Here is a 23,799-nt window from a genome sequence, read left to right as displayed (position 1 = left end):
TCAGTGTATGACGGCAATTGGCACTTTTGAGGCTTCACTAGATCCTGAAACTTTTATAAGCACACTTTTACTGGAGGAGGTACCGGATGTAGCTAGGGCTCTACAATTGCTCCTGCATTGTTCTAACTAGGTGCATCCATGCACTAGTACTCGAGCATGACGGTGGAGATCAAATTTAGGCGTCTCTTGATAAACCTTTTTCAATGGTACGAATTAACCGAGCGGTTAATCGTTCATTTTTGTTATCGCTAAGATGTTCTAGTTTTAACTGTTGTTGCTGTAAAGCCCAGTCAATATGTTCTTGCACCATTTCACTGTCTGTTTGCTGAGACGTTAGGGCATCAACTATGGCTTGATCAAAAGGAGCATTACCCAGTGCCACAGCAATGTTTCGTTGCCAGCAATCAAAACCGATACGACGAATAGGTGAGCCTTCAGTATTTTTTAAGAACTCTGGCTCAGTCCATGTAAATATTTCCAATAACGTTATATCGTCGAGTTGGTTGCGTGGTTGAAAGTCATCCTCAACCGAGAGCTTCGCAAATTTATTCCACGGGCAAATTAATTGACAGTCATCACAGCCATATATTCGATTGCCTATCAATGGTCGAAATTCTTCTGGGATTGCATCCCGTAACTCAATGGTTAAATAAGAAATACAACGGCGAGCGTCAACAACATAGGGCTCAACAATGGCATTGGTCGGGCAAATTTTAATACAAGAAACACATTGACCACATTGATTTTGTTTCGGCTGATCAACGGGCAGAGGAATATCTACCATGAGTTCACCCAAGAAAAACCAGGAGCCAGCTTGCTGATTGATCAGTAAACTGTGCTTTCCAACCCAGCCTAGGCCCGCTTTTTCTGCTAACGGTCGCTCTAACACCGGTGCAGAATCAACAAAGGGTCGAAAATTAAGGCTATGACAATACGCTTCAATTTTTTGGCCTAGTTGCTTTAAGCGATTACGCATTAATTTATGATAATCTCGGCCCAGAGCATAGCGAGACACAAAGGCATGCTTTGGTTGTTTTAATATTTTGGCAAATTTTGCCTGAGTCGGCAGGTAATCCAAACGAGCAGAGATGACTCGCAGTGTGCCAGGTAACAGTTCACTAGGCCTAGCGCGCATCAGATCATGCCTAGCCATGTAATCCATATTGCCGTGATAGCCTTGCTCAAGCCATTTGCTTAAAGCTTTTTCATGGCTTTTTAAATCGACATCACAAATACCAATATCACTAAAGCCTAGCTCTATTGCCCAAAGCTTGATTTTTTCGGCCAGTTGTTGATAGTTAATAGATGACTGATCGCTCATGGAAGTATTTATGAAACCTGTTAAATTTTTGGCAAGCATACCACAATATGCCTATTCGGCTGAAGCTGTCCAAAAAAACGAAGGTAAAATAGCAGAGCAAGCAAACTTAAATTTATATCAGTTAATGGAATCTGCAGGGTTAGCCGCTTTTCAGTTACTACAATCACAATGGCCTAATTGTAAAACATTCTTAATTGTTTGTGGTAAAGGCAACAATGGTGGCGATGGCTTTGTATTAGCCAGGTTGGCGCTTGAAAACGGCATACAGGTGTATCTACATAGTTTAGCAGCAGTAGAGAACTACCAAGGAGATGCCAAACGTGCTTGCGAGCAGTACCTTAAAGCAGGCGGGTGCCTGCATACAATTGATGAAATTGATTTTTCTACCGTTGATATTATCGTTGATGCCTTACTTGGTACTGGGTTATCTAGGACAGTAAGAGATAACTATCGTGACGTAATAGAATTATTAAATCAGCTGGAAAAACCAATACTAAGCCTTGATGTGCCGTCAGGGCTAAATGCAAATACAGGCCAAGTACTTGGATGTGCAATAAACGCAGAGGCAACCATTACCTTTGTTGGTGTTAAAAAAGGGCTGTTAACCGGTGTTGCCGGGGATCATTGTGGTGAGCTGCATTTTTCGGGATTAGGTATTGGCGCAGCGTTTAGCCAACAGGTCAATTCAACGGTTACGATCAATTCACGCGACTCTTTAACAGCATTACAGCCTAGACGACAAAGCGCACACAAAGGTGATAGTGGTTTTGTTCTAGTTGTTGGTGGTAATTTAGGTATGCCTGGTGCTGTAAGATTATCTGCAGAAGCCAGTTTACGCAGTGGCGCAGGCTTGGTTGCCGTCGCATGTCATAAACATAACCAAATGATTGTGACTGCCACTCGACCAGAACTAATGCTAGTAAGCATAGGTAGCAAAAATATTGATAATCAGCACAAAGTACACAAAACAAATGTCGTTGTTATTGGGCCTGGACTAGGCACTGATACGTGGGCAACCGAACAATTTCAACGAGTATTAGCATTAAACAAACCTATGGTTGTTGATGCCGATGGACTAAATTTGCTCGCCAGTAACCCACAATATCGCAAAAACTGGGTATTAACTCCTCACCCCGGTGAAGCCGCCAGATTATTACATTGCACTGTGGCAGAAATAGAACAAGACAGGTTTGAATCAGCCAAAGCGATAGCTTTAAAATATGGTGGTGTTTGTGTATTAAAAGGGGCAGGCACTCTGATTAGTGATGGTAACAATGTAGTAATCAATATAACTGGTAATTCTGGTATGGCTGTTGGTGGTATGGGAGATGTCTTATCTGGTATCATTGGCGCTTTAATATTACAATCAACTAATATATTTTTGGCAGCCAGATACGCAGTGTATTTACATGGCCGAGCTGCCGATATTGCAATAACTTATGGTCAAAAAGGCTTGCTCGCCAGTGATCTATTTCCTTATATTCGACAACTGGTAAATGAATGAAAGAAGTAACATTAACATTAGCCGATGAACACGCTACTGTAGCTATGGGTAAACAATTAGCAAACATTACCAAACAGCTAAATTTAGATAATTTATTAGTGTTCTTAAATGGCGATTTAGGTGCAGGTAAAACCACATTAACCCGTGGATTTGTTCAAGGCATGGGCCACACTGGAAACGTAAAAAGCCCTACATATACCTTGGTAGAGCCTTATGAGTTATCACCATGGCATGTGTATCATTTTGACTTATATCGTCTGGCCGACCCTGAAGAGTTGGAATATATGGGGATACGCGACTATTTTTCGATAAAATCGTGCAGTTTTATTGAGTGGCCTGAAAAAGGTGCTGGTGTTTTGCCCCAAGAAGATCTTATTATTAATTTGCAGTATAATGATACCCATAGACTCATCACACTATTGGCTGCAACCAGTAAAGGTGAGCAAATAATAAATCTAATAACATAAAGGCCAAAATATCATTTGATATAGAGCTTTTGGGAAAGCGTAAATACAAACCATGAGAAGTTGTAGTTTAAAAATATTTGTTGTGCTTTTAAGTATGTTCGCCGTTAATGCTTGGGCTATTAATGTGATAGAAGGCGTTCGTATTTGGCCTGCTCCTGAAAACACTAGAGTCGTATTCGATTTAAGTGATAAGCCTGACTATAGCTATTTTTATCTAAGCAACCCAAAGCGCTTAGTTATTGATTTCAAAAACACTCAAAATATTTCAAATTTGAGTAACCTTGCCAAAAACGATACCCGAATTAAGTTAATTCGTACTAGCACCAGTAAGAATAATACCGCAGTGCGCTTAGTATTAGAGCTTAATGACAGCTACGATGACAGCATATTTGTGCTTGCGCCAACGGGACCATATGGCGATCGCTTGGTTGTTGATCTACTTGATAAAAAACGCAAACAAGTGGCCACTCATAAGCCTAAAAACACCAAACGCGATGTGATCATTGGTATTGATGCGGGTCATGGTGGTGAAGATCCCGGCTCAATTTCAAAAAGCGGCACTTATGAGAAAAAAATCACTTTAGCCATTGCTAAGCGTTTACAGAAAATTATCGATAAAGAGCCCGGTATGAAAGCGGTAATGATCCGCAGTGGAGATTACTTTGTTAACTTAAATCGCCGTACCGAAATTGCCCGTCAAAAGCAGGTAGACTTTTTAGTATCAATACATGCCGATGCTTTTCATACGTCACAGCCGCGCGGCGCTTCAGTTTGGATTGTAAATAATTCCAGAGCACAATCAGAATTGTCACGTTGGTTGGTAAATCGCGAGAAAAACTCAGAATTACTCGGTGGTGGTGGTGAATTAATTAAACGCACTAATGATGACAACTTGGCAGTTTTCTTGGCTGATCTTACTAAAGATAAGTCATTGGAAATTAGCGACCGCATGGCGAACAATGTCATAAAAGAGCTTAAATCCGTAACGAAAATGCATAAAACCAAACCACAAAATGCCAGCTTAGCGGTATTAAAATCGTCAGATATTCCATCAATGCTGGTTGAAACCGGTTTTATTTCAAACCCTTATGACTTTAAAAACTTAATGTCGTCAAGACATCAAACCAAACTGGCAACCGCAATTTTTAAAGGCATGAAAAAGCACTTTGTTCGTTACCCACCAGAGGGTTCATTATTAGCGAGTCAAAAACCAACACAGCATAAAGTTGGTCGCGGTGAGTCGCTGTCCGTTGTTGCTCAGCGCTATAAGGTCTCAGTTAAATCGATTAAATTAGCCAACAACTTGAAAAGCGATGTGGTTCGTATTGGCCAAACTCTGACTATTCCCCGGGTTAACTGAAGCTAAGAGAAGGTTTAATTAATGTCTATTGCTGTATTACCTGCTCGCCTTGCTAACCAAATAGCAGCTGGCGAAGTGGTTGAGCGTCCTGCCTCTGTTGTGAAAGAACTGGTGGAAAATTCCATTGATGCTGGCGCAACAAAAATTACTATTGAGATAGAAAAGGGTGGCTCTAAGCGCATTAAAATTACCGATGACGGTAAAGGTATTATTAAAGATGAATTAACCTTAGCGTTATCACGCCATGCTACCAGTAAAATTAAAAGTCTGGATGACTTAGAGTCAATACACAGTTTAGGCTTTCGTGGTGAAGCATTAGCCAGTATCAGTTCTGTTTCTCGATTAACCTTAACGTCTAAACCTGTAGAGCAAGACTCTGCTTGGCAAGCAATTGCTGTAGGCCGAGATATGCAGGTTGATATCAAACCTGCCGCTCATCCTGATGGCACAAGCATTGATGTTGAAGATTTATTTTTCAATACACCAGCAAGAAGAAAATTTTTACGGACAGAAAAAACTGAGTTTACTCATATTGATGAGGTGGTGCGTCGTATTGCTCTGTCTAAATTAGCAATCACCATTATTCTTATCCACAACGGCAAAGTGATACGCCAATATCGAAGTGCTAAAACCGAGAAGCAAATCGAAAAACGTATTGCCTCGGTATGTGGACAAGGCTTTATCGACAATGCTGTCGCATTAGATTTTAAGCATGATAATTTGCACTTGTGGGGCTGGATTGCAAAACCTGAATTTTATCGTAGTCAAAATGATTTATGCTACAGCTACGTAAATGATCGAATGATGCGTGATAAATTAATCAATCATGCAATCAGACAAGCCTACGCTGACAGGTTAACTCATGATGGTTACCCGGCATTTGTATTGTTTTTTAACTTAGATTTTGCCGACGTTGATGTAAATGTGCATCCGGCGAAGCATGAAGTACGTTTTCATCAAGCACGCTTTGTTCATGATTTTATTTGCTCCGCCGTTGAGCAAACACTTTCTGCGCAGCAAGCAGAAATACCTGACACGCTGTTATGTGATGAGCATGGTGAAGTGATTGACAATGCCAATCAACCGTACGCTCGTGATTATGTACAGCCATTACAAATGGTCTCAGAAAACAATGCTAGTCGAGGAAGCAGTAGCCCAAACAGTTACCAACACAGTCAACGACCTTCCGGGCAAGCAGTTAGTAATTACCACTCACTGTTAACAACGCCGCAGCAAAGTCCTGTAGATACAGTGGCCATACAGTCTAGTGAGCCTTCTGCAGCAACTGAGTATGCTCCTGCGGTAACGTTGAGCCAGCCTGCGGTTAATGAGCAGTTTCGCTTATTAACAATGGCAGACAACTTTGTTGCCCTAGTACTGTACAAAGAACTTATCTATTGTGTGCAGTTAAAACCATTGTGTAATACGGTAAATAAAGAATTATTAAAGCAATCATTTACCGCCGGCATTGTTTCTCAACCGTTATTATTACCAGTATCTATCGCAATGGATAAATCAGCTCTCAGCTTTATTGAAACAAATATTGATTCATTTGAACACGCTGGAATTAAATGCACGGTCAAAGGCTCACAATGTATTATTCGCCAATATCCGGCGCAGTTTAGAGATAAAGATATTAGTCAAAGTTTTTTACAGCTGCTTAATTTATTACTGGCAGAAGAAACCATTACCGAGCAGTCTTGGTTGACTGCGTTTGCCGAGCTTAAATTACCAGAGCAATTAGACTTAACTCACGCGCAACAGTTGTTATTAAACAGTAAAACAATACAAAACTTTGATCTTTCTGAGTATATGCGCTTGAATTCTATTGAAGTAGACCTTATTTCATACATTAATCAGCTAGCACGCTAAAACTACACCCTGAGCCAGCACGGGTATACTTTCAACACCTGAGAAGATATGAGCGATAACAAGCAACAAAAGTTACCACCTGTCATTTGCATTATGGGGCCAACAGCCTCAGGAAAGACTGATTTGGCTTTTGGCTTAAGTGATAATTTACCTTGCGATATTATCAGTGTTGATTCAGCGCTTATCTATAAAGATATGAATATTGGCAGTGCCAAGCCTACTGAAGAAGAGCTAGCCAAGTACCCACATCGGTTAATTGATATTATTGACCCAAGTGAGAGTTACTCTGTCGCAGACTTTTGTCGGGACGCAAAACGTGAAATAGATGAAATTCGCAGCCGTGGCCGAATTCCTATTTTAGTTGGTGGAACTATGATGTACTTCAAAGGTCTACTTGAAGGTATTTCACCTTTACCAGCTGCTGATGCTGAAATTAGAGCGGGTATAAATGCGGAAGCAGAGCAAAAAGGTTGGCAGCATATACATGATTTACTCAATGAAGTAGATCCAGTGTCAGCAGAGAGAATTCACCCTAATGACCCACAGCGTTTAACCAGAGCTTTAGAAGTTTATCGCATAACTAATAAAAGCATGACTGAGTTAACCAAGGTTAAAGGTGATACTCTAGATGGCGATGTACTGCAGTTTGCGATTAGCACCACAGAGCGATCTGAATTGCATCAGCGCATCGAACTCAGATACAACATTATGTTGGAACAAGGTTTTCAACATGAAGTAGAACAATTAAAACAGCGCGACGAATTACATGAAGACTTACCCTCTATTCGTTGTGTTGGATATAGACAAATGTGGCAACATTTAAACGGTGAATATGATTATGAAGAAATGATATTTCGCGGTGTTTGCGCCACTAGACAGCTCGCCAAGCGGCAACTAACTTGGCTTCGTGGTTGGCCAAACTTAACTTGGTTAACCACTAATGATGAAACTAATTTACAACAAATCTTAAGTTGTTTAGCAAAGTTGAAATCATAGTGTATACTTATAAAGCTCGTTGTGTAACTAACTAAATTTGCACAATTAATTTACTCTAATTTGGTTATCGTAAATCGGATTAACAATAACAATAAGGGGCCAATACAATGGCAAAAGGTCAATCTTTACAAGACCCATTTTTGAATGCTTTACGTCGTGATCGCATTCCCGTGGCAATCTATTTAGTCAACGGTATAAAACTGCAAGGCCAAGTTGAATCATTTGATCAATTTGTAATTTTGCTAAAAAACACGGTAAGCCAGATGGTATATAAGCATGCTATCTCTACGGTTGTACCGTCTCGCGCTGTTAATACATCTAATCCGGCTGAATTTGCTCAACCGGGGGAATAACACCTTAATGAAATTGAATTGGAATTGCTCATTTGTTTGATAGACATCAAGCAGGTGAGCAAGCTGTACTCGTTCACATAGATTTTCCGCAAGAAAACGCCCGTGAAGACCTACAAGAATTTGAAATGCTAGTATCTTCTGCTGGTGTAAATTCTTTAACTGTTGTTACTGGTAAACGAAGTACCCCTCACACTAAATTTTTTGTTGGCAGTGGTAAAGCTGAAGAAATTCGCGAAGCAGTGAATTTGTATAATGCTGATGTGATTTTATTTAATCATGTCCTTAGCCCGTCTCAAGAGAAAAATATAGAAGCGTTGTGCGAGTGTCGTGTAATTGACCGAACTACGTTAATTCTTGATATCTTTGCCCAGCGCGCTCGTACTCACGAAGGTAAGTTGCAAGTTGAACTTGCCCAACTTCGTCATATGAGCACTCGATTGATTCGAGGTTGGACGCATTTAGAAAGACAAAAAGGTGGTATTGGCTTACGCGGGCCCGGTGAAACTCAATTAGAAACTGATAGACGTCTACTTCGCGATCGTATGCACAATATTCGTGGTCGTTTAGAAAAAGTAGAAAAGCAACGTCATCAAGGCCGCAGAGCACGTGAAAGAGCTGAAATACCTACAGTTTCGTTAGTGGGTTATACCAATGCTGGCAAGTCGACAATATTCAATCGCATTACCAATGCTGATGTGTATGCAGCCGATCAATTGTTCGCTACCCTTGATCCAACGCTAAGAAAGCTCCATATAGAAGATGTGGGCCGAATTATTTTAGCTGATACCGTAGGATTTATTCGTCACTTACCTCACGATTTAGTTGCAGCCTTTAAAGCTACGCTGACTGAAACAAGAGAAGCTGACTTGCAATTACATGTTGTAGATATTGCTGATGAACGCCGCGCAGATAACATGGCGCAAGTTGATGCGGTACTAGAAGAAATTGAGGCGAACGAAATACCACAGTTGTTGGTGTGTAATAAAATTGATAATTTACATGATATAGCACCACGTATTGATCGAGATGATCAAGGTAAGCCGATCAGAGTTTGGTTATCAGCGCGAGCAAATATAGGATTAGAGTTACTAAATGACGCTTTGTCCGAATTGCTAGCAACCGATATTGTTAAGCACACATTAAAAATACCGGCTACAGCTGGAAAATTGCGTGGTACGTTATACCAACTAAACTGTATAAAAGATGAATCATATGACGAGCAGGGTAATTGTTTACTTGATGTAACATTACCATTGCGAGAATGGAATAAATTGTTGAAAGCAGGTAAAAGCGAATTAGAGGGCTTTATCCTGAATTAAGCTGCTGTTACTATTGAAGTATCAGAATAATGAATAGATATGTACTAACATATTTACTAATTTTAGATTTTTTAAACATTGCACCAAACGGAGAGCAGAATGGCTTGGAATGAACCGGGGAAAAACGATAATGATCCCTGGAAAAATAAAGGCGGTCGTGATCAAGGGCCACCAGATTTAGACGAACTATTGAAAGATCTTGGCAATAAATTTGGCGGGATTTTTGGTGGAAATAAGCCGGGGAAATCTGGCGGTTCTGGTAGTTTCAGTAGCTTTGGCGCTGGTATCGTAATTGCGATTGCCGTTGTTGTTTGGGCTGTAAGTGGTTTCTATACCATTAAAGAAGCAGAGCGTGGCGTAGTGTTACAGTTTGGTGAATTTAATGGTTTAGTTGATCCAGGTATTCATTGGCAACCTACTTTTGTACAAAAAGTAATACCTGTTGATGTACAAACAACCCGTAACCTTCCTGCTGACGGTTATATGATGACGGAAGACTTGAATTTGATTCGAGTAGAGATGGCCGTTCAGTACCGTATTATCGATGCTCGTAATTACCTATTTAGCGTAACTAATGCTGATAACAGTTTAGAGCATGCCTTTGACAGTGCGATTCGTTATGTTGTTGGTCATTCTGAAATGGATGATGTATTAACAACTGGTAAAGAACAAGTTCGTCAATCGGTATGGGCTGAACTTGACAAAGTTATCGAAGCATACAACATGGGCATTATTGTATCGGATGTTAACTTTAAAAATGCCCGCCCGCCTGAGCAAGTTAAAGACGCATTTGATGACGTGAATGCTGCAAAAGAAGATGAAGAGCGTTTTGTATTAGAAGCAGAAGCTTATGCGCTATCAGTAGAGCCAGAGGCTCGTGGTCGTGCTAAACGTATGGAACAAGATGCGATTGCTTACAAGCAGCAAATTGTTTTAGCGTCTGAAGGTGAAGTAGCCAAGTTTGAGAAACTTTTACCAGAATATAAAGCGGCACCAGAAGTTACGCGCCAGCGTTTATACATTAGCACTATGGAAAAAGTATATTCTAATACTTCAAAAGTTATGGTTGATGTAGATGGCGGTAATAGCATGATGTACTTGCCACTGGATAAAATAATGCAGCAGCAAAATCAAACGTCACCTTTTAAAAGAGAAATCAATCCGATGACGCAAGCACCAGTACAACAAGGTAGAAATTCAACTGTGAATTCGTTATCTGGCCGTGCTGATCGTTTCAGCCGAGGAGATAACTAATCATGAAAAACTTTGCAATTATTATCCTAGTAGCACTAGGTCTATTAACAGTTTCATCAGTATTCGTTATCAATGAAGGCGAGCGCGGTATCGTGTTCCAATTCTCTAAAATTAAGCGTGATAGCACAGGCGAAATGCGTATCTTTTCGCCAGGTTTGCATTTTAAAATTCCATTTATTGAACGAGTGAATAAAATTGATGCTCGTATTCAAACACTTGATGGCGCACCTGATCGTTTCGTTACGGCAGAGAAAAAAGACGTATTAGTTGATTCATACGTGAAATGGAAAATCGTTGATTTTTCTACCTTCTACGTTCGTACCGCTGGCGGTAATATTGACAATGCGAGTGCGTTATTAAAGCAAAAAGTGAACAACGGTTTACGTACTGAGTTTGGTCGTCGAACAATTGCACAAATTGTTTCTGGTGATCGTGATTCATTAATGGAAGAAGCAATGCTTAGTGCCGAATCAAGTAAAGCTGATTTAGGTATCGAAGTGGTTGATGTACGTGTTAAGCGTATTAACTTACCTGAAGAAGTTAGTAATTCTATTTATGAACGTATGCGTGCAGAGCGTCAAGCAGTGGCACAAGAGCATCGTTCACAAGGTAGAGAGAAAGCTGAAGTTTTACGTGCAACGGTAGATGCAAAAGTAACGGTAATGATAGCAAATGCTAAAAAGCAATCGTTCACTCTACGTGGTGAAGGCGATGCACTAGCAGCTAAAGTATATTCTGATGCTTATGGCAAAGATGCTGAGTTTTTCTCATTCCTTAGAAGTTTAGAAGCTTATGAGAACAGCTTTAGTTCTAAAAGTGACATTTTGGTTGTTAAACCAGACAGTGACTTTTTCCATTACTTAAAGGCTCCTAAGTCAGGTAAGTAATAGATCTTCTGTTAAAAAATTTAATATTAGCCCGCCATTTGGTGGGCTATTTTATTTCAGCGATACAAATAGGTTAAAAATGTCGGTAGAGTTATTTTTAAGTGCTTTTGCGTTAATGCTTGTTTTTGAAGGCATTGGCCCGTTACTATTTCCAAATCGTTGGCGCAGTTTTATCTTAAAACTTGCCGAGGAAAAACCAAATAACATCCGTCAAATTGGCTTAGTACTTGTCGTTATTGGTGGCATCCTGTTGTTTTTGAACAACTAAATTTTCATTTTCAATTAGTTAAGCCGTTGTGTCAGCACGTGGTTAACAATTTAACTACAAAAAAATAAATAAAATTGATGATCTAGTCATGCTTGTTTGTTAAAATCCCCGCCTAATTTTCTTTCGAAATATGTAAATTATTATTATGGGCAAAAACGTCGTTGTTCTTGGCACCCAATGGGGTGATGAAGGTAAAGGTAAGATTGTTGACTTACTAACTGATAAGGCTAAATTTGTAGTTCGTTATCAAGGTGGTCACAATGCTGGACATACACTGGTAATAGACGGTGAAAAAACCGTGTTACACCTTATTCCATCTGGTGTTTTACGTGATAACGTAAAATGTATGATTGGTAATGGTGTTGTATTGTGTCCTAAAGCACTAATGACAGAAATCAAAATGCTTGAAGCTAAAGGTATTCCGGTTCGTGAGCGCTTACTAATCAGCGACGCCTGTCCATTAATCATGCCATACCATAATGCACTCGATGCAGCTCGTGAAGCAGCTCGCGGCAAAAAAGCTATCGGTACAACTGGTCGTGGTATTGGTCCAGCATACGAAGATAAAGTAGCTCGCCGTGGTTTACGTGTAAGCGACTTATTCAATGCAGAGACATTTGCTGAGAAGTTAAAAGAAATTATGGAATACCATAACTTTGTTTTAACTAACTACTACAAAGCAGAAGCATTAGACTTTGATACTGTATTAGCAGATGCGTTAGCTGTTGCCGATATCATTAAAGCAATGACTGCAGACATTAGTGAAATACTTGACCAAGCACGTAAAGCTGGTGACTCAATTATGTTTGAAGGTGCTCAAGGTACACTTCTAGATATTGACCACGGTACTTACCCATACGTTACTTCTTCAAATACTACTGTTGGTGGTGTTTCTACTGGTAGTGGTTTTGGTCCATGTAACCTTGATTACGTTTTAGGTATCACTAAAGCTTACACTACTCGTGTTGGCTCAGGTCCTTTCCCTACAGAGCTTGATGATGAAATTGGTCATCACTTAGGTACGGTTGGCCATGAGTTTGGCGCAACTACTGGACGCGAACGTCGTTGTGGTTGGTTTGATGCCGTTGCAATGCATCGTGCAGTACAAGTTAACTCAATTACAGGTTTTTGTTTAACTAAGCTAGATGTATTAGATGGCTTAAAAGAACTTAAAATTTGTACTGGTTACAAAACTGAGTCAGGTGAGATCCTAACTGTACCGCCTATGGCTGCAGAAGGTTATGAAAACATCACTCCAGTTTATGAAACAGTTCCTGGTTGGTCTGAAAATACTGTTGGCGCTACAAGCGTTGATGCATTACCAGCTAATGCAATTGCTTACATTAAACGTCTTGAAGAAATTACTGGCGTTCCAATTGATATTATTTCAACTGGTCCGGACCGTAATGAGACAATGGTTTTAGTTAATCCTTTTTCAGAATAACTAACCAAAACGTTTTTAAAAAAGCCTCGCACTTGCGGGGCTTTTTTTTACTTCAGGGATGATGGAATGCAATACGTTCTATACTCCTGTATCCACGTTATATAGGACATCCATGTCCAAAACTGCCATGGGCCGTTTCTACGCATCCTTGCGTTCACGGCATATACAACTTCCATGTTGAAAACGGCATTAAGTTTGTAACTTCAGGGAAGAGCTATAAGCAAAAATGCCGGGGACCGCTTATCAACATCCATGTCACAGCGGCATATACAATTTCCCTATAGAAAATGGAGCGTTGTTTGCTTTGCGCCCATAACTTTAATTTATGTCTATACCTACAATTGATATGAGTTATAACAAATAAGTTATAATTATCGGTAACTTATATAAAAGTTTTCAGGTACTATTACAAACCCTAAAATTCGTTAACATTACACCTATACTTAGGTATCAACTCATTCCATTAAAAGGTACACACCATGGCTGATTTCCGTCAACAAGCTCTCGATTATCATGAACATCCTACTCCTGGTAAAATTAGTCTAGCCCTGACAACTCCAGCAGAAACAGCTGAAGATCTTGCGCTTGCATACAGTCCGGGTGTTGCTGAGCCAGTACGTGAAATAGCGGCAAATCCTGATGATGTGTATCGCTATACCAATAAAGGTAATACTGTTGCCGTTATTACAGATGGTACTGCAATTTTAGGGTTAGGAAATTTAGGACCATTGGCATCAAAGCCTGTAATGGAAGGTAAAGCACTGTTGTTCAAGCGCTTTGCGAATATCGACTCATTTGATATTCAGGTAAAAAACACAACAGTTGAAGATTTTGTTAATACCGTTGCCAATATTGCTGACAGCTTCGGCGGCATCAATTTAGAAGATATTAAAGCTCCAGAATGTTTCGCTATCGAGAAAGCGTTAATTGAACGTTGTAAAATACCAGTATTTCATGACGACCAGCACGGTACAGCTATTGTTACAGCCGCTGGTATGCTCAACGCACTGGATGTTCAAGGCAAACAATTAAAGCATGCAAAAATTGTATGTATGGGCGCAGGTGCCGCAGCCATTGCTTGTATGGAATTATTAATTAACTGTGGCGCGCAACGTGAAAACATATACATGCTTGACCGCAAAGGCATTATTCATACTCGCCGCGATGATTTAAACGAATATAAAAAACTATTTGCTAACAATACCGATAAACGCACTTTAGAAGATGCCATTGATGGCGCTGATGTTTTCGTTGGTGTTTCAGGGCCAGATGTATTTTCAGCAGAGCAATTAAGCCTTATGGCTGCTAAACCAGTAGTGTTTGCATGTTCTAACCCTGATCCTGAAATAAAGCCTGAATTGGCCCATGCGACTCGCGATGACTTAATTATGGCAACCGGTCGTTCAGATTACCCTAACCAGGTAAATAACGTGCTTTGTTTCCCATTTATTTTCCGTGGTGCTCTAGATGTTAGAGCAAGAACAATAAATGCCGAAATGAAAGTTGCAGCCGTACATGCTATTCGTGAAATTGCTAAAGAACCAGTACCGGCAGAAGTATTAAAAGCCAGTGGTAGTGCGAGTTTAGAATTTGGCGCACAGTACATTATTCCAAAGCCAATGGATCCAAGACTACTTGAACGTGTTGCTTATGCAGTGGCTAAAGCAGCGGTTGATACTGGCGTTGCTGCAGTAGATATGCCTAAAAACTATATGGGCATGGCGTAGCAACCAAATTAACATCAACCTTAAGCGAAGCAGCATTTATATGCTGCTTTTTTACTTCAGGGATGATGGAATGCAAACTGCCATGGATGGCATTAAGTTTGTAACTTCAGGGATGATGGAATGCAATACGTTCTATACTCCTGGATGCACGTTATATAGGACATCCATGTCCAAAACTGCCATGGGCCGTTTCTACGCATCCTTGCGTTCACGGCATATACAACTTCCATGTTGAAAACGGCAATAAAGTCTGCTCACCTTAAAATCATATCGCCATAATTCATGGTACACGCTATAGTTACACTAATTTATTTATTACCTATTTGGTAAAACACGAGAACAACATGAAACATAAAGTCGAAGTTATGATTTCTGAACAAGAAGTCAGCAAAAGAGTCGCCGAATTAGGCAAGCAAATAACCGAGTTTTACAAAGACCGTGACAATCTGGTTATGGTGGGGTTATTGCGTGGTTCATTTGTATTTATGGCCGACTTGGCAAGAGCAATAGATATAAATCACACCGTCGACTTTATGACCGCTTCAAGTTACGGCAATAATATGGAAAGCTCTCGTGACGTTCATATACTTAAAGATTTAGATGATGACATCCAAGGCAAAGATGTACTGTTAGTTGAAGACATTATTGATACTGGTAATACGTTAAGCAAAGTAATGCAAATTCTGAGTTTACGCGAGCCTAACTCAATTGAAATTTGTACATTACTTGATAAACCGTCACGCCGAGAAGTACCTGTAGGGGTTAAGTGGATAGGGTTTGAAATACCGGATGAATTTGTCGTAGGCGTAGGGATTGATTACGCACAAAAATATCGTAACCTGCCGTACATTGGTAAGGTGATTCCACTAGACTAGATAGCTTTCATCAGGTCAGTAATCTCTTAATCAAACACGCATCACTTTAGACGTTAAGACTTTGAAAACTTAACGTCTATTAATTTTGATAGTGTAGCCGCTTGATGCTACACAATAATTAAAATCGTTCCAATGGTAGCCATTCTGGCTATTCAATAGCCCCTCCTCTAATCATGATTAGCGATGAACTATCTATTAATTATCTATTAATTATCAATTGAACAGAACAAATTATTTTAACTATTGATAATAATATATGTACATGCAATATTTTCTAATATTTAAATCATGACCATACTAATATGAACTTTTCAAAAATAATAATATTGTTTATCTCTTTAATGCTTGGCGGATGTGGAGGCGGTGGTTCTGACAAAGGGACAAAACTAAATGATCAAAACGAAATAGAAAATTTTAAATTTTCAGAAGAGTTAAGTGTTGATATTGTCAATATATCGACAACATTAGTTGAAGGCCCTGTTGCGATGGTCGACTTGCTTGAAGCAGAGCTTTTATGGTTTTTTCACTCCCCAGATAATGTCAATACCCGCCATTGTAAAGAAGGTGGTGTTGTTAATTTTACCGATAAAGTTACCTCTAATGGCGTGACTACAGGAATACTAGACTTTCAAAACTGCTTCAGAAATATTGGCAATGATGAGTTAATTCTTTCAGGATTGATAAACTTAGAGTTCGAGGTACATAGCAGAGAGAGTTTTATTTACCAAAAATATCACGAGAAAAATGCGCTATCTTCATATAGTTACAAGCTTTTATCTAATAACTTTAGTGTTGGAACATCATTAGATGAATTGAATAAATTTGGTTTTGAACTCTCTATTAGTACAAACACTGTGTGGCAAGAAAGTGAAAACACGTACCATTTGGCTATTGTTCAGGAAAAAGGTCGAGACATTAAAGTTAGCAATTTTAACCTTGAAGTTTACGATGAACTAGCCAATAAACTAAAACAAGAAAGTGTTTCAAATTTAGATTTAGCACAAGTTCAAACATACTTGGGTGAGGAAAGAGAAGAGTATTCAATCAGTTTTCAAGGGACTTATATTAGTCAGCTTTTAAATGAACAGTGGGGGGTAATAGGTCAATTTAGTCGCCAAGGTAGAACATATGATTATGATTACGATAAAAGCATTGCACATGACAAAACTGTAGATGGATATATCGAACTTACGTTAAACAAAGACGTTATCAAAGCGGAAGAACAATCTTCAGGTAGTAAGTTTTATTTTAATCAATCTCAAGTAGAACAAAACTATACTCTAGGTTATGAAGGGGATTTGCTTTACATCGGCTTTGATCACTTAATGTTGGCTCACATGCATGATAAAACCCCTCTGATGGCTATTGATATTACTCCTGCAAACCAATTAGATTCATTAGAAAAAGTAACTGATGTAACCGTTGTATTTAATAAAATCTTAAAAAGAGGCAACATTGGATTGCTAGATAACGCTTCTGGTGTCAACTTAGATGATACAGTTACCTCAAACATTATTCACACTTCTTTTAACAAGGACGACGTAAATCAAGATGTTGTTGGCTTAAGGTATACTGCTGAAACATTTGGTACGGCATATTGGCAAAGAACAAGTGGTAATCACTATATTGGTATTGGCGATAACGTAATTTATGAATTGCCTGAACGTGCTAATAAATTATTTTATACACAAAGCACAAATACTATTTGGGGATATGGAAATAAGAACGTATTTAACTTAGATGGTAGTGTTAGCAAAAACTTAAACATAGAATCTTATGTTTGGGTCGAAGATTTATGTTTTATTAATGAGAAACTATTTATTCTAACAAGTGGATCAAATAGCGGTTTGCATGAATTTAATGCCCAAAATAGTTTTTCATTAACTAACAAGCATTCTTACTATTCTATTTTCAAGCCACTTACAAATGCTGAAATAGGCTGTAATAATAACGCAATAGTCATTCCTGGAAGTGATAAATCAGCCATATTTAATCTAAACAACTCCGAATTTTCTACCTTCGCAGACAAAGATTTAGGAGATGTCGCATATTTTACTAAAGGAATAGTTTCTAGTAGTGATATTAACAAAATATTTTTTGTAAACAGTGGTTTATCCTTAGGTTATTATGATCTGATTAACAGTCCGAACGCTGCAACAAATATTCTCCTTCCAGAAGAAAAAACTGAAATATTTTATAATCGACCTATTCTGCCAATAGGATTGGAAGATGATAGTCAGCTGAGTTTAATCGGAACATTTCATTTGGTTATGGATAGAGAAAATCCAGAAATAATTTTGCATGAATTTGATAATGGAAAAGACTCAGATGTGAATGAAGAAATAAAAATTATCGATGGGGATAAAAATGTCATTGTTACAACATTAGGCATATATAGGGCAAGTGATTTTAAGTTGTTAAAGCAATTCCCTAAGTTCAAATATTCTAAATCTTTTATCATTGATAATGATAATACTTTGCATATTTTACTGGCCGGTGGTGAATTTGTTTATAAAACTTCAATTGATCGACTTTTTATGTAAAAACTTCTAACACTTGGGCTTCCAGATAAATTAGGGATCTGAATTACCAGATCCTTTTAATCCCTTGCCGTACATTGGTAAAGTTATTCCACTTTAATAGATAATGTCATTTATGAGTCATTACTAGAGCGACACGGTATAAGAAAACAGATAACTTTATTCCCGATTATAGATCCTGAAACAAGTTCAGGAAACGGGTTACTTGTTATCTTGTTTTTTACTGTGCTTTTTAAGTGACTCATCAAGTTGTTTTTGATTATCTGCTTCTTTCTTTTTAAGAGAATCACAATAATCGCTATTCTCTAATCCTTTGCAGTTACCCATCATAATAACCACATCGTCATCTTCGTCTTTGTAATTTCCCTCATCTAAATTGTCAGCTAATTGTGGCGTAACATTCGCTTCCTTTTTTTCTTGAATTGAAACACAGGCGGTTAAAGACAATGTTAATAACAGTAAAATAAATTTCATTTAACGCTCCAAATTTAGGAATTTAATAATGAGCTAATTTTCATCAACTGTTGGTTTTCAAGTTGATCTTCAGGTTCTATCCAACAAGATTCACTATAGCTTTCAAAGTGCAATATTAGGTATGCATTGTTATACGTAAAGCGGAAATATTCTCGATCTGCGCCTTGAACGCGTTCTTTTAATTGATAATCGGGTAATTGCTTGAATACACACTCTGAAAGGAAATTAATATCATCTAGATCCCACTGTTTGGTGAAAACAATGAGTAGTAAATTGTCGTTATCTAATGTGGCTGTTTTTATTTGTTGCATTGTATTTCCATTAAGTTCCACAGAACGTACGGTAGTTTACGTCACCATCTTCAGGTAAGTCTTGAAAATCACTGGTATGTATTTGTTGTTTATAAGGAGATCTTAACACCTGTAAAAACCGATCTGCTGAGCTTAAGTCACCGCTGGTTTCACACTCATTTAAAATCGCTTCTACATGATGATTTCTTGGGATTACAACAGGGTTTTGTTCACGCATTAATGACTGCGCTGTAGCGTTATCAATACTAATTTTTTGCAACAAATCTCGCCATTTGTTATACCACTTGCCAAGCGTAGCATTTAAAGATTCTGCCTGCTCACTATCACTTAAAGACTCTGTCAGTTGTACAAATGTAAGGGTGTAATCGAGCTCTTGAGTTTGCAATATATCAAGAAACTCTTTGATAAACGCTTTTTCTATTAAGCATAGTTCAGGCACGCCAAGCTTTTTAGCGAGCATTGTATAGTACGCATCATTAAAGTCTTCAGCGAACTGCAAAATAATAGGCTCTAATAATTTGACCGCTTGTTCACTGTCTTCATCAATAAGAGGAATTAAGCTTTCGGCAAAACGTGCCATATTCCATTGGGCTATATTAGGTTGGTTGGCAAAGGCATAACGGCCATTTTTATCAATAGAGCTATATACTGTACCGGGATGATAAGCGCCGAGCATAGCACAAGGACCAAAATCGATGGTCTCTCCTGAAATAGCACAATTATCAGTATTCATTACGCCATGTATAAATCCAACGCGCATCCACTGCACTACAACGTCAATTTGTTTGGTACACACGGCTTTTATAAACTCTAAAATATACCCGTCAGCTTTAGTGTCTATATCTGGGTAATGGCGATTAATTGTATATTCAGTTAAGGCGGCTAATGAATCGACATCACCTCTAGCAGCAAAATGTTGGAACGTACCTACCCGTATATGGCTGGCAGCTACGCGAGTAACAACTGCGCCGGGTTTCGGCAATTCACGATATACGGTTTCACCTGTAGCAACAACGGCTAAACAACGAGATGTAGGCACGCCTAATGCGAACATAGCTTCACTCATTATAAACTCACGAATCGCAGGGCCAATGGCACAAAGGCCGTCGCCTCTTCGTGAATAGGGCGTCTGCCCAGAGCCTTTCAGTTGTATGTCTCGTTGAATGTTGTTTACGTCGGTTACTTCACCCAATAAATGAGCTCGGCCGTCTCCCATATAAGGGTTGAACTGACCAAATTGATGGCCTGAATAAGCAAGTGCCACGGGCTCTGCACCAGCGATTATTTTATTACCAGAAAAATATTGAGCAAGTTCAGATTTATCCTGACAAAATGAAGTTGATAAGCACAAATCCTCGGCAAGGGTATCATTCCAAAACAATAAGCTTGGTTTAGACACTTGTGCCGGCATCGCCGATTGATAAAATTTGTCACCTAATTGGTGATAGGTATTTGAAAATTTCAATGTTAACAACTTATTTACAATGGGTTTTCTGATTCAATTTTATCGAATAGTGTAACAAATACGCAAATAATTTAAGCAATATCAAGTTATTATTCAAAATAATCGCAGACAGGGTAAACTTTTTTTCATATAATCAATCCAGTTAACATAAAGTTTATTAACATAAGAAGAGTATTTATCTATGAAAAAATTAGCTCTAGCATTAGCTGCAACAGTAGTTATGACTGCCCCATCAATGGCTGCAGACGCAGAAGCCGGAAAAGCAAAATCAGCCATGTGTGCTGCTTGTCACGGTGCTACAGGCATTTCAGCTGTACCAATGTACCCTAACTTAGCGGGTCAAAAAGAAGCTTACCTTGCCAAGCAACTTAAAGACTTCAAAACTGGTACTCGTAAAGACCCAGTAATGTCAGGTATGGCTATGCCATTAACTGACGCTGATATCGCTAACTTATCTGCATATTACGCAAGCATCAAATAAGTGATATTAAGATATAAAAGCGCATATAATGCGCTTTTTTTGTGCCCTAAATTTAACTTTTTTATATGATGAAATTAATCCAATTTTTTATTTTTTTCTCCTTTAGCATGTTGTCATATGCTGTTGAAATTAACCCGCCAGAGCCAACTAAACTAGAGCCATCAGATAAAATTGCAGCCAAAACATCAAACCCAGATATGCTTCATATTGCTGAACAAGAAGTTGATTTTGATGAGCAGCAATTATTATTAAAGCAAAAAAAGTTGAACACCCAAATTGATTTTTGTGCACCTTGTCATGGCAAAACAGGGCATTCTCCTGTGCCTATTTACCCCAACCTAGCTGGCCAACATCAAGAATATTTACTTAAGCAACTGTTAGCATTTAAGTACAGGCGTCGAAAAGATTCGATTATGCAAGGTATGGTAAGTCGATTAAATGAAGATGATATGCTTGAATTAGCGAAATATTATGCCAATATTTCTACAGGTCTCTCGCAAACCAACGTAACTGGAGAAGCGAATGAAAATTCTAATTAATGCTCAAAAATGTATCGCAGTGCTGTTAACTATTACATTATTCTCATGTGGTGGAAATTCAGGTTCTGAAGATGAAACGACTAAGGTAGAAGTAAGTATGGATCAACTGGCTGAACGATACGTTAAGTTAGCGCTGCATGTGGGGAAGCATCAGAATTATTATATTGATGCCTACTACGGGCCTAAAGAGTGGCAAGAAGAAGCTGAAAAGTTACCTTTAGATAAGTTGTTAAATTTTGCTGTGCAATTGGAAGATGATCTAAATAATTCTAACGCCATTGCCGGCGAGCAACTTCGTAAAGATATGTTGGTGGTTCAGGTTCGCTCTGTTAAAGCATTTATTGAACAATTAAACGGCAAGAAATTTAGCTTTGATCAAGAGTCTATGGCACTTTATGATGCGCAATCGCCAAACTTAACCGAAGCAGACTTTGACAAAGCATTAGCTGAACTAGATAAATTATTACCCGGTGAGGGAGAGTTAAACCCTCGCTTAAAAGCATTCAAAGATCAGTTTGTGATCCCATTAGATAAACTTGGAAAAGTGTTTATTGCGGCGATTGAAGAGTCACAAAAGCGCACTAAGGCAAATATTGAATTACCAGCCGAAGAGTCTTTTACTATTGAATATGTGAACGACAAACCATGGAGTGGTTACAACTGGTATAAAGGCAACAGTTTTAGTTTAATTCAAGTAAATACTGATTTTCCAATTCAAATAGACCGAGCAATAGATTTGGCTAGCCACGAAGGTTACCCCGGTCATCACGTGTTTAACTCATTAATGGAAAAACACTTGGTTAATGGCAAAGGCTGGTTGGAATATTCGGTTTATCCATTGTACTCACCGCTTTCTTTATTAGCTGAGGGTAGCGCGAACTACGGCATTGAAGTGGCTTATAGTCATAGCGAGCGTATGGCATTTGAAAAAGCGATATTATTTCCGTTAGCGGGCTTAGACCCTGAAAAAGCAGAAGCTTACTATCAAGTAGAGAGCATTTTAGGGAAACTATCTTATGCAGGGAATGTGGCAGCCAAGCGTTATTTGGATGGTCAAATTGATAAGCAGCAAGCAGCAGCATTCTTAATGAAATATGAGTTAAGTACAGCAGATAAGTCAAATCAACGTGTTGGCTTTATTGAGCGCTACCGTGCCTATGTAATCAACTACAACCTAGGTAAAGACTTGGTTAAAGATTATGTTGAATTTAGAAGTGGTGACGATGCACAAAAGCGTTGGCAAGTATTTGCCGATTTACTATCGAATCCAAAAAGTGCTTCTATGATGGTTGTACGTTAATAAAACAATTCACTGTGTTTAAACACAAAAAATTAGCTCAGCCTCCTTTTTGTGGGGTTGGGCAATCCTTTCCTATTTTTACCTTGATCTGAATCAACTAAGCTCTTATCTCAATTGCACCGCTGTTAACATAGGAGTAACTTATGCAATATGTAAGTTACATATTGAGATTTTATGAGTACTACAAATTTAAAACTGACTTCCGACCCCATTGATGTGCCGTATTATAAAGAACAAAACAATGAAGTGTCTTTGTTTGAGTATGCTCACCAACATCATTTGCCAATTCTGATCAAAGGTCCTACGGGCTGTGGTAAAACTCGCTTTATTGAGCACATGGCAAAAAAATTGAATAAACCGCTTTATACGGTTGCTTGTCATGATGACTTAACTGCTGCAGATCTCGTTGGCAGGCACTTAATTGGTGCAGATGGAACTTATTGGCAAGATGGACCCTTAACAAGGGCTGTTCGTGAGGGGGGAATTTGTTATCTTGATGAAGTGGTAGAAGCGCGTAAAGATACCACTGTTGTATTGCACCCGTTAGCTGATAATCGTCGTATTTTACCGCTAGAACGAACCGGGGAGTTACTAGAAGCACACCCTGATTTTATGCTGGTTGTTTCATACAACCCTGGTTATCAAAACTTATTAAAGGGCATGAAACCTAGTACAAAACAACGCTTTGTTGCGTTAAGGTTTGACTATCCTGAAAAAGAAGTAGAACAGCAAATATTAATCAGTGAAGCAAACGTTGAGTCTCATTTAGCCTTTACTTTAGTTGAACTTGCTCAAGCATTACGTCGCTTAGAACAAAATGATTTAGATGAAGTTGTGTCTACCCGCTTATTGATTTATGCAGCCAAAATGATGTCAAGTGGCATGGACCCGTTAGAGGTTTGTAAATCTTGTTTAGCAGAGCCATTATCAGATGACCCAGAAACAATTAAAGCGTTAATGGATATTGCCAGAATATATTTTGATGAATCGTAGTGTATTATCAGGTTATTAAAGTTTATAGTTAAAATAACGTCTAAGTGTA

22 protein-coding genes are annotated in these 23,799 nt (G+C 38.7%); 18 read left to right on the top strand and 4 right to left on the bottom strand.

Features of this window, described 5'->3' with window-relative positions; translation table 11 throughout:
• Window positions 1-175: 175 nt before the first annotated feature.
• Entirely contained in the window at window positions 176-1,321 is a 1,146-nt protein-coding gene (gene queG / locus RI845_RS17975; RefSeq protein WP_348387550.1) for a tRNA epoxyqueuosine(34) reductase QueG, read from the bottom strand.
• A gap of 10 nt (window positions 1,322-1,331) precedes the next feature.
• Here queG and RI845_RS17970 point away from each other — a divergent pair, with 10 nt between their 5' ends.
• The 14 genes from RI845_RS17970 (at window position 1,332) to RI845_RS17905 (ending at window position 18,190) form a co-directional block, all read left to right on the top strand.
• A complete protein-coding gene (locus RI845_RS17970; protein WP_348387549.1) occupies window positions 1,332-2,825 on the top strand; it encodes an NAD(P)H-hydrate dehydratase in 1,494 nt (497 codons plus the stop codon).
• Window positions 2,822-3,292, top strand: a complete 471-nt coding sequence (gene tsaE, locus RI845_RS17965; protein WP_348387548.1) for a tRNA (adenosine(37)-N6)-threonylcarbamoyltransferase complex ATPase subunit type 1 TsaE — start codon at window positions 2,822-2,824, stop codon at window positions 3,290-3,292. Before RI845_RS17970 ends, tsaE begins: the two co-directional genes overlap by 4 nt.
• A gap of 52 nt (window positions 3,293-3,344) precedes the next feature.
• Window positions 3,345-4,652, top strand: a complete 1,308-nt coding sequence (locus RI845_RS17960; RefSeq protein ID WP_348387547.1) for an N-acetylmuramoyl-L-alanine amidase — start codon at window positions 3,345-3,347, stop codon at window positions 4,650-4,652.
• Window positions 4,653-4,673: 21 nt separating this feature from the next.
• Entirely contained in the window at window positions 4,674-6,524 is a 1,851-nt protein-coding gene (gene mutL, locus RI845_RS17955; RefSeq protein ID WP_348387546.1) for a DNA mismatch repair endonuclease MutL, read from the top strand.
• A gap of 48 nt (window positions 6,525-6,572) precedes the next feature.
• Window positions 6,573-7,520 (top strand): tRNA (adenosine(37)-N6)-dimethylallyltransferase MiaA, encoded by a 948-nt coding sequence (gene miaA / locus RI845_RS17950; RefSeq protein ID WP_348387545.1) that lies wholly within the window; start codon window positions 6,573-6,575, stop codon window positions 7,518-7,520.
• A 107-nt stretch (window positions 7,521-7,627) separates the two neighbouring features.
• On the top strand, window positions 7,628-7,873 hold the full coding sequence (gene hfq, locus RI845_RS17945) for an RNA chaperone Hfq (protein ID WP_348387544.1): 246 nt from the start codon (window positions 7,628-7,630) through the stop codon (window positions 7,871-7,873).
• 32 nt (window positions 7,874-7,905) lie between these two features.
• Window positions 7,906-9,192: a ribosome rescue GTPase HflX gene (hflX, locus tag RI845_RS17940; protein ID WP_348387543.1), complete on the top strand. Its 1,287-nt coding sequence runs from the start codon at window positions 7,906-7,908 to the stop codon at window positions 9,190-9,192.
• 99 nt (window positions 9,193-9,291) lie between these two features.
• Complete coding sequence (gene hflK / locus RI845_RS17935; protein ID WP_348387542.1) at window positions 9,292-10,446, top strand: FtsH protease activity modulator HflK; 1,155 nt, start codon at window positions 9,292-9,294, stop codon at window positions 10,444-10,446.
• 2 nt (window positions 10,447-10,448) lie between these two features.
• A complete protein-coding gene (hflC, locus tag RI845_RS17930) occupies window positions 10,449-11,333 on the top strand; it encodes a protease modulator HflC (protein WP_348387541.1) in 885 nt (294 codons plus the stop codon).
• Between the two features lie 79 nt (window positions 11,334-11,412).
• On the top strand, window positions 11,413-11,601 hold the full coding sequence (locus RI845_RS17925) for a DUF2065 domain-containing protein (RefSeq protein WP_348387540.1): 189 nt from the start codon (window positions 11,413-11,415) through the stop codon (window positions 11,599-11,601).
• Window positions 11,602-11,746: 145 nt separating this feature from the next.
• Window positions 11,747-13,045 carry an adenylosuccinate synthase gene (locus RI845_RS17920; RefSeq protein WP_348387539.1) on the top strand — a complete coding sequence of 433 codons (1,299 nt, stop codon included), beginning with the start codon at window positions 11,747-11,749 and terminating at the stop codon, window positions 13,043-13,045.
• 479 nt (window positions 13,046-13,524) lie between these two features.
• Window positions 13,525-14,772 (top strand): malic enzyme-like NAD(P)-binding protein, encoded by a 1,248-nt coding sequence (locus tag RI845_RS17915; protein WP_348387538.1) that lies wholly within the window; start codon window positions 13,525-13,527, stop codon window positions 14,770-14,772.
• Window positions 14,773-15,116: 344 nt separating this feature from the next.
• Window positions 15,117-15,647: a hypoxanthine phosphoribosyltransferase gene (gene hpt / locus RI845_RS17910; protein ID WP_348387537.1), complete on the top strand. Its 531-nt coding sequence runs from the start codon at window positions 15,117-15,119 to the stop codon at window positions 15,645-15,647.
• Between the two features lie 302 nt (window positions 15,648-15,949).
• A complete protein-coding gene (locus RI845_RS17905; RefSeq protein ID WP_348387536.1) occupies window positions 15,950-18,190 on the top strand; it encodes a hypothetical protein in 2,241 nt (746 codons plus the stop codon).
• Between the two features lie 198 nt (window positions 18,191-18,388).
• Here RI845_RS17905 and RI845_RS17900 read toward each other — a convergent pair whose 3' ends face one another.
• The 3 genes from RI845_RS17900 to RI845_RS17890 are packed head-to-tail and all read right to left on the bottom strand — an operon-like array spanning window position 18,389 to window position 20,437.
• On the bottom strand, window positions 18,389-18,661 hold the full coding sequence (locus RI845_RS17900; RefSeq protein WP_348387535.1) for a hypothetical protein: 273 nt from the start codon (window positions 18,659-18,661) through the stop codon (window positions 18,389-18,391).
• Between the two features lie 14 nt (window positions 18,662-18,675).
• Window positions 18,676-18,972, bottom strand: coding sequence for a DUF3630 family protein (locus tag RI845_RS17895; RefSeq protein ID WP_348387534.1), 297 nt, complete (start codon window positions 18,970-18,972; stop codon window positions 18,676-18,678).
• A gap of 10 nt (window positions 18,973-18,982) precedes the next feature.
• Entirely contained in the window at window positions 18,983-20,437 is a 1,455-nt protein-coding gene (locus RI845_RS17890; protein WP_348387533.1) for a protein adenylyltransferase SelO, read from the bottom strand.
• Window positions 20,438-20,618: 181 nt separating this feature from the next.
• Between RI845_RS17890 and RI845_RS17885 the strand changes: the two genes are divergently transcribed.
• The 4 genes from RI845_RS17885 (at window position 20,619) to RI845_RS17870 (ending at window position 23,750) form a co-directional block, all read left to right on the top strand.
• Window positions 20,619-20,918, top strand: a complete 300-nt coding sequence (locus tag RI845_RS17885) for a c-type cytochrome (protein WP_348387532.1) — start codon at window positions 20,619-20,621, stop codon at window positions 20,916-20,918.
• 65 nt (window positions 20,919-20,983) lie between these two features.
• Window positions 20,984-21,457, top strand: a complete 474-nt coding sequence (locus tag RI845_RS17880; protein ID WP_348387531.1) for a c-type cytochrome — start codon at window positions 20,984-20,986, stop codon at window positions 21,455-21,457.
• Window positions 21,441-22,757: a hypothetical protein gene (locus RI845_RS17875; RefSeq protein ID WP_348387530.1), complete on the top strand. Its 1,317-nt coding sequence runs from the start codon at window positions 21,441-21,443 to the stop codon at window positions 22,755-22,757. Before RI845_RS17880 ends, RI845_RS17875 begins: the two co-directional genes overlap by 17 nt.
• Before the next feature lie 174 nt (window positions 22,758-22,931).
• Window positions 22,932-23,750, top strand: coding sequence for a CbbQ/NirQ/NorQ/GpvN family protein (locus RI845_RS17870; RefSeq protein WP_348387529.1), 819 nt, complete (start codon window positions 22,932-22,934; stop codon window positions 23,748-23,750).
• Window positions 23,751-23,799 lie beyond the last annotated feature (49 nt).

This window comes from Thalassotalea nanhaiensis, assembly GCF_031583575.1.
Lineage (GTDB): Bacteria > Pseudomonadota > Gammaproteobacteria > Enterobacterales > Alteromonadaceae > Thalassotalea_A > Thalassotalea_A nanhaiensis.
The sequence above is the reverse complement of the archived record's forward strand: the minus strand, read 5'-3'. Positions and strand labels throughout refer to the sequence as shown.